Origin of the sequence: Arthrobacter sp. RAF14 (assembly GCF_052114185.1) — a bacterium.
Taxonomy (GTDB): Bacteria; Actinomycetota; Actinomycetes; order Actinomycetales; family Micrococcaceae; genus Arthrobacter_E.
On the sequence record NZ_JBFREG010000002.1, the window covers coordinates 414,252 to 430,613 of the forward strand.

Below are 16,362 nucleotides of genomic sequence, written 5' to 3' on the forward strand. Positions count from 1 at the left end.
CTGGAGCCCTCGACGGCGTACTCCGGCGCCTCTACACTCGGGTCATGGTGGGGGCGAATACCGCGATGAGGAACATGCGGCGCGGGCTGGTGACGGTGATACTGCTGCTGGTGCCGCTGCTTGCGGGATGCGTGGCGTCGCCGGATGCGACGGCCATTCCGCGCCGGACAGCCACCTTCACGGACCCGGCTCCGGCCGCGTCCCCGTCGCGCCCCGGAACGCCGTCCACGGAGCCCGTGGTCATCGGCACTCCAGGCCCGACGGCCAAGGTGTTCCTGAAGGTGGAGCACATGACCGCGACCTCGTGGAGGGGAAGCGTTCCCGGAATCGGGGCACGCGCACTGATGGTCACCGTCCAATGCCGCGGCGAGGGGAACGTCAGGGTCGTTCCGACCGGCGCGCAGATGGGGGCCTGGGGCTCGACCGGAGCCTGCCTGCCGCCGGGGCGCACCGGGTCGTTGGACTTCGCGATGCCAGCCCCGACCAGTGGAACCATGGGGCTCGAAGTCACGGCACCCGCGGGTTCGGAGTGGGCACTCGTCGTGACCGAGGCTCCGCCCGGGACCCTGCTGGACTGAATCGCGCGACCGCGCCACCCCACTCCCCCGTCGACTGCTCCGTAGATGTCGTTTTGAGCGGCCAAAACGACATCTACGGAGCAGTCGATTGAAGGTGGGGCTAGAAGTGCACCACGATCGGCTGGAAACCCTCGGCCCGCAGGGCGTTGAGCACCACCTCGGAGTGCTCGTGGCCCTTGGTCTCGAGGTCCACGGTGATGGACACGTCGCCCATGCTGATCGAGCCGCCCACGCGGGTGTGGTCCACACCCGTGACGTTGGCGTCGTGCTCGGCGATGATGCGGGAGATGGTGGCCAGGGAGCCGGGGCGGTCATCCAGCAGGATTCGCACGGTCAGGAAGCGGCCCGCCGCGTAGAGACCGCGCTGGATCACTTTGAGCATGAGCATCGGGTCGATGTTGCCGCCCGAGAGGATCACGGCCACCTTGCCCGGATTCTCGATCCGGCCCTCCATGAGCGCGGCCACGCCCACGGCGCCGGCCGGTTCAACGACCATCTTGGCGCGTTCCAGCAGGAAGATGAGCGCGCGGGCGAGGGCATCCTCGCTGACCGTGACCACGTCATCGACCAGTTCGCGGATGATGCTGAACGGGAGCTGCCCCGGACGGCCCACGGCGATGCCGTCGGCCATGGTGGACACCTTCTTCAGCGGCACCAGGGCGTCCGCGGCGAGCGACGGCGGGTAGGCGGCGGCGTTCTCCGCCTGCACCCCGATCACCCGGATCTCGCGGCCCAGCTGGCGGGCGCGCTCCTTGATCGCCACGGAGACGCCGGCCAGCAGACCGCCGCCGCCGACGCCCATGATGATCGTGTCGACGTCGGGCACCTGGTCCAGGATCTCCAGGCCGATGGTCCCCTGGCCGGCCACGACGTCCACGTTGTCGAACGGGTGCACGAACACGGCTCCGGAGGCCTCCGCGTAACGCTGAGCCTCAGCGAGGGCCTCATCCACGTTGTGGCCGTGCAGGATGACCTCGGCACCGTGGCCACGGGTGGCCGCCAGCTTGGGCAGGGCCACGCCGAGCGGCATGTAGATGCGGGCCTTGATCCCGAGGGCCTTGGCTGCGGAGGCGACGCCCTGAGCGTGATTGCCGGCCGACGCCGCGACGACGCCTCGGGCCTTCTCCTCCGGGCTCAGGCGGGCCATGCGCACGTAGGCGCCACGGACCTTGAACGACCCCGCGCGCTGCAGGTTCTCGCACTTGAAGACCACGTCGCCGCCCACCATCCGGGACAGCGCCCGCGACTTCTCGATGGGCGTGACGGTAATGACGCCGTCGAGCAATTCCTGTGCGCGGACTACGTCCTGGAGCGTGACGGGTAGGGCCTCAGTGGTCATCACTGGCCGCCTCCTTGGAATTGTTCGGTTTCTCTTGCGTCTCCGGCCCGCTCACGGGGGCCGGAAGTTCAGTGTGCTCTTCAGCGGACGACGACAACGTCTCCCCCGCGGCGTCGGCGATCTCCTCGTCGGAGGTGGCCGGCGTCGTCGTGCGGTCCAGGCTGCTGAGCCCGGGGTCGTCGTCCCACCCGCGCCCGGCGATGTACCGGATGGCGGTGTTCAGGGCGGCGAGGATCGGCACCGCGAACAGGGCGCCGGGGATGCCCGCCAGGAAGGAGCCTGCGGCGACGGCCAGGATGACGCCCACCGGGTGGAGTGAGACGGCCTTGCCCATCACGAGCGGCTGCAGCACGTGGCTCTCGAGCTGCTGCACGGCGAGGACGATCGCCAGCATGATGATGGCGTTCACCAGGCCATTGGCCACGAGGGCCAGGAGCACGGCCACCGCACCGGTGACGAGCGCGCCCACCACGGGGATGAAGGAGCCGAGGAACACGGCCAGGCCCAGGGGCAGCGCCAGCGGCACGCCGATCACGGCCGCGCCGACGCCGATGCCGATCGCGTCGACGGCGGCCACGAACACCTGGATCCGCACGTAGTTCCCGACCGAGATCCAGGCCTTGTTGCCGGCGCCGTAAATGGCCGGACGGGCCTTCCGGGGAGCCAAGCGGCTGATGAAGCCCCAGATCTGGCGGCCTTCGAGGAGGAAGAAGATCAGGATGAACAGGGTGAGGAGCAGCCCGGCGGCGATGTGCCCGGCGCCGCTGCCCACGCTCAGGGCGCCCGTGAGGATGGTGCTGCTCTGGTTCTGCACGGCGTCCACGACGTTGCGGATGTAGCCGTCCAGCTGGTCAGCGGTGAGATGCAACGGCCCGTCCTGAAGCCATCCCTGGATCTGTTTGATGCCCTCAAGGGCCTGGCCCCAGAGCTCCTTGAAGCCCACCGTGGCCTGGCGGCCCACGAAGATCAGGGTGACGGTGACGATGCCGATCAGGCCCACGAGCGTCACCGCGACGGACAGCCCGCGATGGATCTTGTGCCTGCTCAGCCAGCCGACCACCGGGTTCAGCAGGGCGGTGAGGAGCGCCGCCAGAAGAAGCGGGATGATCAGGAAGCTGACCTTGGACAGCAGCCAGATGAGTGCGCCGGTGGCGAGGAGGATGACCCCCACACGCCATGACCAGGCCGCGGCGATCCGGATGCCGTACGGGATGTCCTCATCGAGTTCCCTGCCGCGCGTCGGACGGGGCACCACTGACTGACCGTTCTTGGCTTCTCCTGACATGAATCAATCGTGGCGCAGGCGCCCCCTATTTGGAAATCAGGTTCGCATGCCGGGCGGTGTGGGCCGCGTGACATTCGCCGTCAAGGCAGCGGGTTGACCGTGACGATGATGACCTGGGTCTTCTTGTCGAAGTCGAAACGGAGATCGTAGACCACGCGCAATCCGGTCGACTCCCCTGCCGGAAGAACGAAATAGTGGCGTCCCGTGGGTGAGTCCTCCACCGATTTGGCCCACTTGTCGATGGCAGCGCCATCGATCCCATAGGCCGTCCCGGACCGGGCCAGCGCCAGGAAATCATCTTTCGTCTCGGCGGTCAGGAAGTAGGTCACGGTGTCGACGTCCGACTGGCCCTCGAAGATCAGTGCCCTCAGGACGTCCGTCTGCGCCTCGATCGTGCCGCGCGGCGCCTTGATGGTCAGGCGCATCTTGCCCTGGCCCGCAAGATCGACCATCGGCGACTGCATTCCCTCGGGCAGCCCGGCAGCACTCCGGCTCAGGTGACCCGAAGAGAGGTCGAACGTGGCGACACGGTCGGCCTTGATCTTGGCGATCCCCGCCTGGTCGAGAGTGGAATTTCCAGTCACCGGAGCTCCTTGGGTGGATGAGGTGTGGTCGTGGCCAGGGGTGTCGATCGTGACACCGCAGGCCGGAAGGACGAGGGCGAGGCTGAGCGAAGCCACAGCACCCAGTACCGCTCGACGAATCCTGGGCGGGACGGGATGGGGACGCCGCTCCGGGAATGGTCTCATTGGCTGAACTCCGGCAGATGAACGAATCCCTTGGCGATCCGTTCGGCGATCTGAGGAATGTTGTGGGTCGGGCGAGCGTCCTGCGTCCGCTGGTCGAAGTCGGAGGCGATGATCTCGCGGGCCTTCTCGGGATTGGAGGCCAGCAGTTCCTGATAGGCGGGAAGGGTGTCCTTGCTGATGAGATTCCAGCGGTCCTCCCGGATGGAGATGTTTCCGTCCGGCAATCCCGTGGTGAAGTCGACCGACCCCTGGAGAGGGTTGTCCAATGGGGTGAACGGGATGTGGTGGGGTCCCGGGCTTTCGATGTGCACTTTGTACGGGAACACCTCGGGGTAGCTCTTCGCCCCCGGGATGGACGGCTCACCGGCAAGGGTGATCAACCAGGTCACCGCCGGGCCGGTGGCCTTGCTCCTCATGGTGTCGTAGTCGTCGGCGATGATCGTGTTCTGCTCACGGTAGAGCAGGAAACCGTTGCCGGCTTTCAGCTGCTCCGGATCACCGGAGGCGATCTGATCCCACGCCTGCGAAGTCCTCGGGTCGATGACACCGGCGTCCCTGAGCCGATGGATCTCGTCCAGCCCGCCGTTCATGAACGCTTGATGCTGCCGGGCCTGGTCCAGGAAGATCTCCTTGTTCATGGAGAGCATCTGGGTCTCGTAGGCCTTCACCTCGGCATCGCTCAGCGCCGCCACCGTGCGGAGGGACTGGAGCTCCTGCGAGGGGAATCCGGCCGGGATGTTCTTGAGAAGTTCCTGCGCCACGGAACGCATCATCGCCATGTCATGGAAGCCGCCGGCGAAGGACGGCCCGATCATGTTGGCCATACCCGCCCATTGCAGACGGGGGTCGGCAAGGAACGCCTTGCCGTAGTACTCATAGACCTTCTTGATGATCTCCCAGTTGTAGGCGGTGCCCTTGGAAGGATCCCACTTGGACGGGTCGATGCCCATCTCACGCATGGCCTGCTGGTTCCAGTAGTCGCTCAGGAAGGTGCTGTATCCCGGCGCCTGCTTGTCGATCAGCCCGGAATCCGCGGCGGCGTCCAGAACCCGTTTGGCCTCCTCGGGGTGTTCCAGGGCCCAGCGCTTGAACTCGTCGCTCGCCAGATAAGCCTCGCGTTCGGCAGGGGTCATCCCCTTCAGCCGGTCCTGAAGGTCCTGCGCGGCCGTGGCGTCGTAGCCGGGCGCGCCGCCACCACCGGTTCCGCCCGGCGAGGTGCTGGCGGTCTCCTGCTCGTCCGCCTGAACCTGGAGAAGCTGCGCGGAGGCCTTGAGCGCGACGATCGTCCGCTGGAGCAACGGCAGGTGGTCGCTCTGCCACTGCTGCCGGAAACGCGCGGCATCGGGACCGGTATGGGCTGCGGTATTCACTTCGGACCCCAGCTGCTGAGCGGACAGCTGCAGCTTCTGGGATGCCGAGGACATCGCCTTGGCCAACGCACGAAGCTGCGCCACATCCGCGCCGTAGAACCCTCCACCCATCAGTCTTCCCCGTCCTGAACGGCCGCCGTGGCCGTTGTGACCATCCTAGGGATCGATCATCGCCGCCGCGATGGGGACGGCTCCCCATCGCGGCGGCGGTCACGAGGACCGGCTCACCAGGACGCTTCGATCCCCCAGCTCATGCTGAACTCCTCGCCCGGCTGGACCCAATGCAGGCCATCCCCCGAATTGAAGGCGTTGGCGGGGCCGGTCATCGGTTCGACGGCGAGCGCCTTCGCCCGTCCGTCGAAGCCTCCCGTGGCGTAGATGTGCACATAGCCGCAGGCGCGGTCCTGCCACAGCGTGACGGACCGGCCGTCGGAACCGCTCAGCACGGTACGGGCCACGCCCGCCTCGTCCCGCTCCAGTCCGGTGTACGCGGTGTCCGTGTCCAGATCGGCGAGCACGACGCCGGCCCGCAGGTCGGTGCCGCCGCTCACGGGCCGCTGGGCTCGCGGAATCAGCCGCTCGTCGGTCTCCAGCCAGCTGTCCGCACGCACGGTGACCGTCAGATCACCGGCCGGGAGCTCGCCCAGCCGGAGGTAGGGGTGGGCGCCCAGGACGACCGGGGCCGCGGCGTCGGCGTCGTTGAGGAGCGTCTGGGTGACGCGCAGCGCTCCGGTCTCCTCCAGTTCGTAGGCCACACGGTGCCGCACGAGGAACGGGTAGCCGTGCTGCGGGAAGACCGTCGCTTCGAGGACCACCCGCGTCCCGCTCTGTTCCAGGCAGGAGTAGGAGGCGTTGCGCAGGAGGCCGTGGCTGGCGTTGTTGCGGGAGACTTCGGTGATGTCCAGCTGCTGGACGCTGCCGTTCAGCGTCCATGTCCCGTCCTCCACCCGGTTGGCCCAGGGCGCCAGGGTGATGCCGGAGGCTCCGGGCGGGATCTGATGGTCGCCGAAGGTCTCGGTGAGGAGGACCCCGTCCACGGTGTACTCGCGAAGGGCCGCCGCGAGTTCCGTGACGACGGCGGTCGCCCGCCCGCGCTGCAGGCGGTACTGGGTGCCGCTGGCGCACCGGAGGACAGGGCTGCTGGGAGTTTCAGGCATGGCAACACCGTACCGGCAGAGCGGCCCCGGGCAAATGACTTCTCCCAGGTGACGCGATCATTAATGTTCCTTTTTGTTAGAAATTATTCGTTCTTTGCTAGAGTCTGATCAGTGCCCGAGAGAGCGGGCGATGGAAGCGAGGGCAGCCATGACATCGGTGACACGTTCACATCTGGCCGACGGCCGCGAAATCATCTATTTCGATGCCGCTCCGGGCCGCACCGCGGACGTCCCGGACGCCCGTGACCTTCCTCAGCGGGACCTGGGCCCCGACGGTTCCGGAGAGGTCCGCTACGACGCGTTGAGCGGCGAATGGGTGGCCGTCGCCGCGCACCGCCAGAGCCGCACGCACCTCCCCCCGGCCCACGAATGCCCCATCTGTCCCAGCACCCCCGGGCGCGCCACGGAGATCCCTGCGGAGGATTACGAAGTGGTGGCGTTCGAGAACCGCTTCCCCTCCCTGGGTCCCGTGCTGGGGGACATCCCCTCGAGCCCCGGCTGGGGAACACTGGCTCCGGCCAGCGGGCGCTGCGAAGTGGTCACCTTCACCCCCGAACACAGCGGTTCCTTCGCGGAACTGCCCTGGGAGCGCGCCCGCACGGTCGTGGAAGCCTGGTCCCATCGCACCCGAGAACTGTCGGCGCTCAGCGGCGTCCGGCAGGTGTTCCCGTTCGAGAACCGCGGCGCGGACATCGGGGTCACCCTGCACCACCCCCACGGCCAGATCTACGCCTATCCGTATGTCACGCCACGGGCCGAAGCCATGGCGCGGACCGCGGTGGAGTACCGCTCCGGGCGGCCCGGAGGCGAAACGCTCCTGGAGGGCGTGGTCCGCCGGGAGCGTGAGGCGGGCTCACGCATGGTCCTGGAAGGCGAACTCTTCAGCGCCTATGTTCCGTTCGCCGCACGCTGGCCTCTCGAGATCCACCTGGCGCCGCACCGGCACGTGCCGGACTTCGCCGACCTCACCGGAGCGGAACGTGACGAACTGACCACGCTCTACCTGGATCTGCTGGGCCGGGTGGACGGCCTGTACGACTCCCCCACCCCGTACATCGCGGCGTGGCATCAGGCCCCGCTGCTCCGTGGCTATCGTGAGTCCATGGGTTTCCACCTCCAGCTGACTTCGCCGCGCCGCGCCGCGGACAAGCTGAAGTACCTCGCGGGGTCCGAGGCCGCCATGGGCGCCTTCATCAACGACGTCACTCCGGAATCCGTGGCCGCGCGGCTCCGGGAGTCCGTCTCCCCATACCGCGCCGCACCCCGGCCTGCGAGACAGGTCTCCGCCCCGCTCGTTCCCGCGCCCGCCATCATCCCCGAAGGAGCCCGTTCATGACCTCGCAGAGCACGGAGTCCCCCGGGCAGCAGACGGCAGGGCAGCAGGACATCCTGGCAGCCTTCCGCCAGGCGTTCGGCCACGATGCCGACGGCGTGTGGATGGCGCCCGGCCGGGTGAACCTCATCGGCGAGCACACGGACTACAACGAAGGCTTCGTCCTGCCCTTCGCCATCGACCTCAAGGCCCGCGTGGCGGTGCGCGCCCTCCCGGAGTCCCGCACGGTCCGGCTGCTCTCCGCACAGGGTTCGGGGTCACAGGGTTCGGGTGGCGCCCTCGAATTCGATCTGGACCACCTCGAGCCGGGCGGCGAGTACGGCTGGGCGAGCTATCCACTCGGCGTCGCGTGGGCCCTGGAACAGTCCGGCGTGACCGTTCCGGGTTTCGAGCTGTACCTGGATTCCACCGTCCCGCTCGGCTCCGGGCTCTCCTCCTCCCACGCCATCGAGTGCGCCACCATCACCGCCCTGACTGAGCTGTCCGGAGCGTCCCTCACGGCCCAGGACCTCGTGCTGCTGACGCAGCGCGGCGAGAACGACTTCGTGGGGGCACCCACCGGCATCCTGGACCAATCGGCGTCCCTCCGCGGCGAGCGCGGTCATGCCGTCTTTCTGGACTGCCGCGATCAGCATGCCGAGCTCATCCCCTTCGACGCCGAAGCGGACGATCTGGTCATGCTCGTCATCGACACCCGCGTGGCTCATTCCCACAGCGACGGCGGGTACGCCAGTCGCCGCGCGGCCTGCGAGGCGGGAGCCGCGGCCCTCGGGGTGCCCGCGCTCCGCGATCTCGGTCCGGAGGACCTGGCCGGCGCCGAGGACCTGCTGGACGATCTGACATTCCGGCGGGTCCGGCACGTGGTCACGGAGGACGCCCGCGTGCTCGAAACCGTCGCGGTGCTGACGTCCGACGGCGCCAAGGCCATCGGCCCGCTCCTGGATGCCAGCCATGTCTCCATGCGGGACGACTTCGAGATCTCCTGCCCGGAGCTTGACCTGGCCGTGGACTCCGCCCGGACCGCCGGCGCGATCGGCGCCCGGATGACCGGGGGCGGCTTCGGCGGCTCGGCCATCGCCCTCACGCCCCGTGCCCTCGAAGACCACGTGCGTCAGGCGGTCCTCGACGCCTTTGCTTCCGCGGGCTTCGGGGAACCCCGCCTCTTCACAGTGACGCCGGCGGAGGGTGCTCGCCGACTGGCCTGACCAGGTGCGCCCCTGCCCACCGAGTCCGCTGTCCACGGTGTGAGGTCGCTACACGATGTAGCGGATTCACGCCCTGAATAGCGGACTCGGCCCGCCAACGACGACGGCGCCGCTCCCCTTCCGGGTGAACGGCGCCGTCGTCGTCTGCCGGCCAGGTCCCTGCCGGGACCCGCGGAGGGAACTAGTCGTTGCCTCTGAGGATCGCGATCAGACGCAGCAGCTCGACGTACAGCCACACCAGGGTGACCGTCAGGCCGAACGCCGCAGTCCAGGAGTACCGGGCCGGAGCGCCGTTGTGAACGCCGGCCTCGATGTTCGTGAAGTCCATGATCAGGGAGAACGCCGCCAGGATCACGGCCACCACTCCGATGATCAGACCCAGCGGGATGCCACCGATCGTCATGCCGCGCAGACCCCACGGATCCTTCACCACGCCGAAGATCATGAGGAAGAAGTTGATCAGGCTGAACGCCGCGTAGCCGATCATCGCGATGAGGAAGAAGCGCATCATCTTGGGGGTCGCGCGGACCTTGCCCGAGGTGAAGAGGAGCAGCGTCACGCCGAAGACGGCCAGCGTGGCCAGGACGGCCTGGAGGCCGATGCCGGGCAGTCGCATCTCCAGGACCTTGGTGATGCCGCCGAGGAACAGGCCCTCGAAGCCGGCGTACGCCAGGATGAGGGCCGGGACCGGTTCCTTCTTGAAGGTGTTCACCATCGCGAGGGCGAAGCCGCCCAGCGCGCCCAGGACCATGAGGCCGAGGGCCAGGCCGGGGCTGGTGAACCAGGTGATCGCAGCGCCGACCAGGACCGCGCCGAGGCACAGGAGGGTCTTGACGATCACATCGTCGAAGGTCATCCGGCCGGTCTGCGCGGGGCCGGCGGACGGTTGCGAGTACATCTGCTGAAGCTGCTCGGCGGAGAGCTGCTGCTGGCCGTACTGCGCCTGGCCGGGCTGTGCGTAACCGGTCTGGGCATAACCGGTTTGGCCATAGCCGTTCTGACCCGGGGCCTGCTGGCCATACGGGTTCATCATGTTCGGGGGTGGCGGCGCCTGCAGCGCGCCACGGAAGTTCTTGCCGTTGAAGATCGGGTTGCCTCCGGCAGCCATCTCTCATCCCTCCTGGACGTTCAGTGCGAGTAGTTCCAAGCTACCAAGTCCAACGACCGGCCGGTGGAAAAGTTCCCGGACCTGTCCTGGCTTGCCCGTGAACCCGCTCTGACTAGACTGGTCGGGAGGCCCTGACCGGCCTGCGGACGAGGGAGCAGTACCCGCACAGGACAAGACTGACTCAGGAAGAACCCTGCCATGGCATGGATTGTCTTGATCATCTCCGGAGTCCTGGAGGCGGTGTGGGCCTCGGCCCTCGCGGCGTCCCAGGGGTTCCGCAAATGGAAGCCGGCGGCCCTGTTCGTCATCACCTCGATCGCCAGCATGGTGGGCCTCGCCTACGCCATGCGGGAACTGCCCGTGGGCACCGCCTACGCCGTCTGGGTGGGGATCGGCGCCTGCCTGACGGCCGTCTGGGCCATGATCACCCGCCAGGAGAAGGCCACGGTGGCGCGGATCGCGTTGCTCGCGCTTCTGGTCGGCAGCGTCGTCGGACTCAAGGCGGTGAGCTGAATGCCGTGGATCGTCCTGCTGGCCAGCGCCCTGATGGAAGCCGTCTGGGCCACGGCTCTCGGCCTGTCCCATGGTTTCACGCAGCCGGGGCCGACCGCCGTCTTCGCCGTCGCCCTCGTGCTGAGCATGATCGGCCTGGGCTGGGCCGCCAAACACATCCCGATGGGCACCGCCTATGCGGTCTGGACGGGCGTCGGGGCGGCCCTGACCGTCGGGTATGCCATGGCCACGGGCGCCGAGAGCGCCAGCCCGCTGAAGCTGCTGTTCATCGGAGGGATCATCGCGGCGGTGGGAGGCCTCAAGCTGCTGCCGTCCAGCTCACCGGACGGCCACTGACGGTCAGGCGTCGGGGGCGGGCTGCGGCCGTTCGCGCAGCAGCACCGCCACCGTCATGCCGACGACGGCGCCCAGCAGCGTTTCCAGCGCACGGTCGGCAAGCACGGGAACCGGATCGCCCGGGTTGGAGAGCAGCGTCACCAGCAGGACCACGGGGGTGAGGAAGGTCTGCGCCAGGCCGAAATTCCTCCTCATGAACAGCTCCGACGGGAATTGCAGGAGCGGGATGAGCAGAACCAGCAGCAGGGTGGACGGCTGCGGCCAGAGGATCAGCGCCGTCAGCCCGATGCCCACCAGGGTTCCCAGAATCCGGTGCACGCCGCGCCGCAGCCGGGCGCTCAGCGCGCCCGCGGCCAGCGGGATCGCGGCCGACGCCATGGCCCAGTAGGGGTGTCCCCAGCCGCTCGCGATGCCGATCACGCCTGCGACACCGACCGCCACGAAGTACCGGAGAGCCTGACGCAGGATCACGCCGTCGCGCCAGGGACTGGAAATCCTGAAGCGTCGGCCGCCCACGGCGGCGTCCGGGGCCAGACGCCAGACCAGCAGGCTCAGCGCGAGGCTTACGGCCGAGGAGGCTCCTCCCACGACGAACGGCACCCAGAGCGGCATCGGATGCGTGACGGAGGCCGAGGCTCCGAGGGCGAAAAGGGCCCAGAACGGTCCCACGGGATTGAGGTCCGCGGCATCCGCGGCCACCGAGCCGAGCGCCGCGAAACAGGCTTCGACCAGCACGAGGACGGCCGTGGGGGCATGCAGGTGGGCCAGCACCGTGCCGATCAGGACGGCTGAGACCAGGAGGGCCGATGCTTCCAGCTGATGGACCACTCGCCACAGGTGCGGCTCGCCCCGTCCGTACATGCTGGTGAAGGCGCCGAACACCGCATAGATGGACCATTCGGTGTGGCCGATCGCCAGGAGCGTGAGCATGGGGATCGCCACACTGAGTGCCACGCGCACCGCGGCGACCCCGTGGTTTCCGGCCGGCCCTGTGGCGAAGAATCCACGGCCCGAACTGAGGAGTGTGCCCACCGAAGCCTTTCCTGCTGAGACCGCCCGCCGGTTCCACCCCGGCCGTGCCGGCCCCGCCCTGCACCTCGGGGATCCTCACGATCCCCGTCAGGGAAATCCTAGGGCTCTCGCGGCGCGGCGGGCGAACCGGTCACGGCGCGGCCGGATGTGGACTAGGCGCTTGCCCGGGAGACCTCGTGCAGCGCGGCCACGAGCGCCGCGAGTTCCCGGTGCTCGCCGGCGTCGTCGAGAATGCGCTCGAGCGCTTCGTCATGAACGGGTTTCGCCTTTTCGTACAGGTCCCGCCCGGCCGCCGTGAGCTCGGTGTAGATCCCCCGGCGGTCGTCGGCGCAGAGGATCCGGGTCAGCAGGCCGCGGTCCTCCAGACGCGTCACCAGGCGGGTGGTCGCGCTGGCGCTGAGGGCGGTGGCGCGGGCGAGCTGCTGCATCCGCATGTGCCAGCCGTCCTGGCGGCTGAGGGCGTCCAGGACGGTGTATTCGACCACGGACAGCTTCACCTCGGCACTGAGGGCGCGTTCCAGTCCCGTCTCGATCACACCGTGCAGCGCGGCGAGGGTGCGCCAGCCCTGGGCACGCACCTCGACGGCGTCGTCGTCGATGCTCATGGGACCTCCTGAAGACTCGGCTTGCGCCAATTGCTTGCGTGTGCAACTATTGCATCTGCAAACGCAATAACCAGCGTGCGCAACTAAAATTCAGTCTAGCAGGAGTGTTCACCACCATGCCTATCGGTCTTCTCGCGCTCTCCGTCGGCGCCTTCGGGATCGGGCTGACCGAGTTCGTCATCATGGGGCTGCTGCCCGAGGTCGCCAGCGACTTCGTGGTCTCCGAGGCAACCGCCGGATGGCTGATCTCCGGATACGCCCTCGCCGTCACCGTCGGCGCTCTGCTGCTCACCGCAGCAACCACCCGACTCCCCCGCAAGCCCGTGCTGCTCGGGTTGCTCGGCCTGTTCATCATCGGCAACACGCTCTCCGCGATCGCCCCCGGCTACGAGGTCATGCTCGCGGGGCGTATTCTCGCGGCCCTCTGCCACGGAGCGTTCTTCGGCATCGGATCGGTGGTCGCGTCCGGTCTCGTCGCACCCGCCAAGAAGGCCCAGGCCGTGGCCATCATGTTCACCGGGCTGACCGCGGCCAATGTGCTCGGAGTCCCCTTCGGCACCCTGCTGGGCCAGCAGTTCGGCTGGCGCTCGACCTTCTGGGTCATCTCCGCCACCGGCGTCGTCGCGTTCGTCGGCATCGCGTTGCTGGTTCCCGCCCTGCACCGCGACGGCGAGGCGCCCAGCCTGCGCCACGAACTCACCGCCTTCCGCAACGGACAGGTCTGGCTCTCCCTCATCGTGACGATCCTCGCCTACGGCGGCATGTTCGGCGCCTTCACCTACATGGCGTACACCCTCACGGGAGTCTCCGGCTACCCGAGCAGCGCCGTGCCGTGGCTGCTCGTGCTCTCCGGGCTCGGGCTGTTCGTGGGCAACTGGATCGGCGGGCGTCTCGCCGATCATGACATCGACCGGACCCTGACCTTCTTCATCGCCGGCCTCCTCGTGACCCTGATCCTCTTCGGGCTGCTCGCGTCGATTCCGTGGGTCGCCGCCGTCGCGCTCTTCGTCATGGGCGGCTTCGGCTTCGGCACCGTCCCCGGCCTGCAGTCCCGCATCATGCAGTACGCAGGAGGGGCGCCCACCCTGGCCTCCGGCGCCAACATCGGCGCCTTCAACGTCGGCAACGCGCTGGGAGCGTGGGCCGGTGGCCTGGCGATCTCAGCGGGTCTCGGATACGCCTCCCCCGTCTGGACCGGTGCGCTGATCACCGTCCCGGCGCTGGTCATCATGATCATCGCCACCCTGAAAGCCCGCAGGGAACAGCCCGCCGTGCTCCCTGCCGATTCCGATCGGGCCCAGGCCACCGCCTGAGCTCGCCACACCACCCCATCCCCAGGAGGAACACACGATGACCACCACCCCCACCGTCACCCTGAACAACGGTGTCGAGATGCCGCAGCTCGGCTTCGGCGTCTTCCAGGTCCCGGATGCGGAGACGACGGCGGCCGTCGCCGAAGCGCTCAAGGCCGGCTACCGCAGCATCGACACCGCTGCCATCTACGGCAACGAGCGCGGCGTGGGTCAGGCGATCGCCGAGTCCGGCATCACCCGGGACGAACTCTTCATCACCAGCAAGGTCTGGAACGCGGACCAGGGTTTCGAGGAGACCCTTGCGGCGTACGACGCCAGCCTGGAGAAGCTCGGCCTGGAGTACCTGGACCTCTACCTGATCCACTGGCCGGCGCCCGCGAACGGCCGTTTCATCGAGACCTGGAAGGCTCTGGAGAAGCTTTACGCCGACGGCCGTGTCCGGGCGATCGGCGTCTCCAACTTCGAGCCAGGCCACCTGGAGCAGCTGCTCACCGAAGCCGCCGTGGTGCCCGCCGTCAACCAGGTCGAACTGCATCCCGCACTGCAGAACCTCGCCGTTCAGGACTTCGACGCCGCACACGGCATCGTCACGGAAGCGTGGAGCCCGCTGGCCCAGGGGGCGGCCTTGAAGGATCCGTCCGTGCTGGCGATCGCGGAGGCCCACGGCCGCACCCCGGCCCAGGTGATCCTGCGCTGGCATCTGCAGCAGGGACGCGTCGTCATCCCGAAGTCCGTCACGCCGTCGCGCATCGCGGAGAACCTGGACGTCTTCGGTTTCGAGCTGAGCGCCGAGGAACTCCGCGCGGTCGACGCCCTGGAGAAGGACGGCCGCACCGGGCCGCACCCGGCCACGTTCAACGGCTGATTCCCCATGTGAACTCCGTGCGGGGGCAGCGGTGATCGCCGTCTCCTGCACGGGGGACGTCCAAAGTCCCCTAGTCCGCCTGAATCGCCCCGCGCACGGCGTACCGGTGCAGGGTCACGCCCGCTTCGAAGGACGCCTGCTCCAGCAGCTCCAGCTGCAGCGGTTCGTCCAGGTGGTCGAAGAGCGGGCGCCCGCGGCCCAGGATCGCCGGATGGGTGAAGATCATCAGCTCATCCAGGAGCCGGGCGTTCAGCAATTGGGTGGCGAGGTTCGCGCCGCCCACGCCGATGTCGCCGCTCTCCTCGGCCCGGAGCGCGGCGAGCTGCGCGATCGCGTCGTCCCCGCCGATGATCCTGGTGTTGTGGTCGGCGCTCGTGCGGGTCCGGGAGACGAGCACCTTCGGGACGTCGGTCCAGATCTCACCGTATTCGCGCAGGAAGTCGGGCAGCGAGGTGTCGGTGCGCGCGTCCGGCCAGAACGACTCCATCGTCTCGTAGATCACCCGGCCGGAGACGTCCATGCTGAGAGCACGCGCCCGTGCATTGAACTCGCGGTGCAGGGACTCACCGATGCGCATCCAGTCGCCACCGCCCTGCTCCCCTGGTTCGCCCTCGATCATCAGGTCCAGCGAAACGTTCATCCAGTACACGAATCGGGCGGCCATGCCCTCACCTCCGGCAGATCGGATGGATGGTGCCGACGACGCGGCGATGGTGTCCTCAGCCGGAACGAGCGTCTGTTCGCGTCGGCCCAGGGACTGTCATCGTAAGGCCGGCCCGCTCCGGAAAACCAGAGCCGGTGCGGTTGGCCCTTGGACCCGGCCGAGTCACCCCTCCCGCATCACCTCCGCCTCGGGAAGACCGGTCGGGAAGCCGTCGATGCTGACGCGGTTCCGCTCCTGCTGATAGGCGAGCAGCCCCTCTTCACCCTTCTTCTCGGCCCAGGAGTCCATCAGTGTCCGCTGTTCCTGGAATTCGTAGAGCGGCACCCCGAAGCCGCAGGACGTCTGGACCAGGTCGATGTCCAGGACGAACAGGTTCCGCGCGCCCGGCAGGGACGGGAAAAGACTCACCAAGCCGTCCCATTCGTGCTCGCCGGGATGCACGGCCCGGGCCGTTCCATAGACGCGCAGGATGTTCGGCTTCCCAGTGAATGCACAGAACATCACGGTCATCCGCGGCGTATCCAGCAGATGGGCTGCGGTCTCGTTGCCGCTGCCGGTGCCGTTGAGCCAGACCAGCCGCTCCGGGCTCAGAACCCTCAGGGAATCCAGGCCCTTGGGCGAGACGTTGACCCGCCCGTCCCGGGCGGCCGTCCCGACGAAGAACATCTGCTGCTCACGGATGAAGTCCGTCAGCCGGTCGTTGAGCTGTTCATACTGCTTCGCCATGACCTCATGGTCGCACGGGGGGCGGACACTGGTGCCCCAACAGGGACTCGAACCCTGACTGAGCGGATTTTAAGTCCGCTGCCTCTGCCAATTGGGCTATTGGGGCGCGGATCCATCCTATCCGTGCGGCCCCTCACCATGGCACATCCGGTGCCTCCGCCGTCGTCGCTCCTTGTGTGCTCAG

17 protein-coding genes, 1 tRNA gene and 1 riboswitch are annotated in these 16,362 nt (G+C 68.1%); of the genes, 7 read left to right on the forward strand and 11 right to left on the reverse strand.

Features of this window, described 5'->3' with window-relative positions; all coding sequences use genetic code 11:
* Positions 1–44 precede the first annotated feature (44 nt).
* Positions 45–578 carry a hypothetical protein gene (locus AB4Y75_RS09425; protein ID WP_441435605.1) on the forward strand — a complete coding sequence of 178 codons (534 nt, stop codon included), beginning with the start codon at positions 45–47 and terminating at the stop codon, positions 576–578.
* Positions 579–678: 100 nt separating this feature from the next.
* Here the strand turns inward: AB4Y75_RS09425 and ilvA are convergent, their stop codons facing one another.
* From ilvA to AB4Y75_RS09450, 5 genes are all read right to left on the reverse strand, one after another.
* On the reverse strand, positions 679–1,917 hold the full coding sequence (gene ilvA, locus AB4Y75_RS09430; protein WP_441435606.1) for a threonine ammonia-lyase: 1,239 nt from the start codon (positions 1,915–1,917) through the stop codon (positions 679–681).
* Positions 1,907–3,202 (reverse strand): AI-2E family transporter, encoded by a 1,296-nt coding sequence (locus tag AB4Y75_RS09435; RefSeq protein WP_441435607.1) that lies wholly within the window; start codon positions 3,200–3,202, stop codon positions 1,907–1,909. Before AB4Y75_RS09435 ends, ilvA begins: the two co-directional genes overlap by 11 nt.
* Before the next feature lie 80 nt (positions 3,203–3,282).
* Positions 3,283–3,786: a hypothetical protein gene (locus tag AB4Y75_RS09440; protein ID WP_441435608.1), complete on the reverse strand. Its 504-nt coding sequence runs from the start codon at positions 3,784–3,786 to the stop codon at positions 3,283–3,285.
* Positions 3,787–3,947: 161 nt separating this feature from the next.
* On the reverse strand, positions 3,948–5,432 hold the full coding sequence (locus AB4Y75_RS09445) for a WXG100 family type VII secretion target (protein WP_441435609.1): 1,485 nt from the start codon (positions 5,430–5,432) through the stop codon (positions 3,948–3,950).
* A 113-nt stretch (positions 5,433–5,545) separates the two neighbouring features.
* Positions 5,546–6,478, reverse strand: coding sequence for an aldose 1-epimerase family protein (locus AB4Y75_RS09450; protein ID WP_441435610.1), 933 nt, complete (start codon positions 6,476–6,478; stop codon positions 5,546–5,548).
* Positions 6,479–6,626: 148 nt separating this feature from the next.
* On the opposite strand from AB4Y75_RS09450, the gene galT reads away from it, so the two are divergent.
* A complete protein-coding gene (galT, locus tag AB4Y75_RS09455; RefSeq protein WP_441435611.1) occupies positions 6,627–7,814 on the forward strand; it encodes a galactose-1-phosphate uridylyltransferase in 1,188 nt (395 codons plus the stop codon).
* A complete protein-coding gene (gene galK, locus AB4Y75_RS09460; protein WP_441435612.1) occupies positions 7,811–9,016 on the forward strand; it encodes a galactokinase in 1,206 nt (401 codons plus the stop codon). Before galT ends, galK begins: the two co-directional genes overlap by 4 nt.
* A gap of 181 nt (positions 9,017–9,197) precedes the next feature.
* Here galK and AB4Y75_RS09465 read toward each other — a convergent pair whose 3' ends face one another.
* Complete coding sequence (locus AB4Y75_RS09465; RefSeq protein ID WP_441435613.1) at positions 9,198–10,124, reverse strand: Bax inhibitor-1/YccA family protein; 927 nt, start codon at positions 10,122–10,124, stop codon at positions 9,198–9,200.
* 122 nt (positions 10,125–10,246) lie between these two features.
* Positions 10,247–10,310: riboswitch (guanidine-III (ykkC-III) riboswitch) on the forward strand.
* Between the two features lie 12 nt (positions 10,311–10,322).
* On the opposite strand from AB4Y75_RS09465, the gene AB4Y75_RS09470 reads away from it, so the two are divergent.
* Together AB4Y75_RS09470 and AB4Y75_RS09475 are read left to right on the forward strand one after the other, a co-directional pair.
* Positions 10,323–10,637: a DMT family transporter gene (locus tag AB4Y75_RS09470; protein ID WP_441435614.1), complete on the forward strand. Its 315-nt coding sequence runs from the start codon at positions 10,323–10,325 to the stop codon at positions 10,635–10,637.
* Entirely contained in the window at positions 10,638–10,973 is a 336-nt protein-coding gene (locus AB4Y75_RS09475; RefSeq protein WP_441435615.1) for a DMT family transporter, read from the forward strand. It abuts the gene before it with no gap.
* Between the two features lie 3 nt (positions 10,974–10,976).
* Here the strand turns inward: AB4Y75_RS09475 and AB4Y75_RS09480 are convergent, their stop codons facing one another.
* Both AB4Y75_RS09480 and AB4Y75_RS09485 read right to left on the reverse strand, forming a co-directional pair.
* Complete coding sequence (locus tag AB4Y75_RS09480; protein ID WP_441435616.1) at positions 10,977–12,005, reverse strand: FUSC family protein; 1,029 nt, start codon at positions 12,003–12,005, stop codon at positions 10,977–10,979.
* A 152-nt stretch (positions 12,006–12,157) separates the two neighbouring features.
* A complete protein-coding gene (locus AB4Y75_RS09485) occupies positions 12,158–12,610 on the reverse strand; it encodes a MarR family winged helix-turn-helix transcriptional regulator (protein WP_441435617.1) in 453 nt (150 codons plus the stop codon).
* A gap of 116 nt (positions 12,611–12,726) precedes the next feature.
* On the opposite strand from AB4Y75_RS09485, the gene AB4Y75_RS09490 reads away from it, so the two are divergent.
* Positions 12,727–13,923 (forward strand): MFS transporter, encoded by a 1,197-nt coding sequence (locus AB4Y75_RS09490; RefSeq protein ID WP_441435618.1) that lies wholly within the window; start codon positions 12,727–12,729, stop codon positions 13,921–13,923.
* A 37-nt stretch (positions 13,924–13,960) separates the two neighbouring features.
* The gene (locus AB4Y75_RS09495; RefSeq protein WP_441435619.1) at positions 13,961–14,788 is read left to right on the forward strand and encodes an aldo/keto reductase; all 828 of its coding nucleotides are present in this window, start codon (positions 13,961–13,963) and stop codon (positions 14,786–14,788) included.
* 70 nt (positions 14,789–14,858) lie between these two features.
* On the opposite strand, the gene AB4Y75_RS09500 is transcribed toward AB4Y75_RS09495, so the two are convergent.
* The 3 genes from AB4Y75_RS09500 to AB4Y75_RS09510 all read right to left on the reverse strand — a co-directional run bounded on the left by AB4Y75_RS09500 (position 14,859) and on the right by AB4Y75_RS09510 (position 16,284).
* Positions 14,859–15,452, reverse strand: a complete 594-nt coding sequence (locus AB4Y75_RS09500; RefSeq protein ID WP_441435620.1) for a dihydrofolate reductase family protein — start codon at positions 15,450–15,452, stop codon at positions 14,859–14,861.
* Positions 15,453–15,614: 162 nt separating this feature from the next.
* Positions 15,615–16,178 carry a pyridoxamine 5'-phosphate oxidase family protein gene (locus AB4Y75_RS09505; protein ID WP_441435621.1) on the reverse strand — a complete coding sequence of 188 codons (564 nt, stop codon included), beginning with the start codon at positions 16,176–16,178 and terminating at the stop codon, positions 15,615–15,617.
* 29 nt (positions 16,179–16,207) lie between these two features.
* Positions 16,208–16,284, reverse strand: a tRNA-Leu gene (locus AB4Y75_RS09510).
* Positions 16,285–16,362 lie beyond the last annotated feature (78 nt).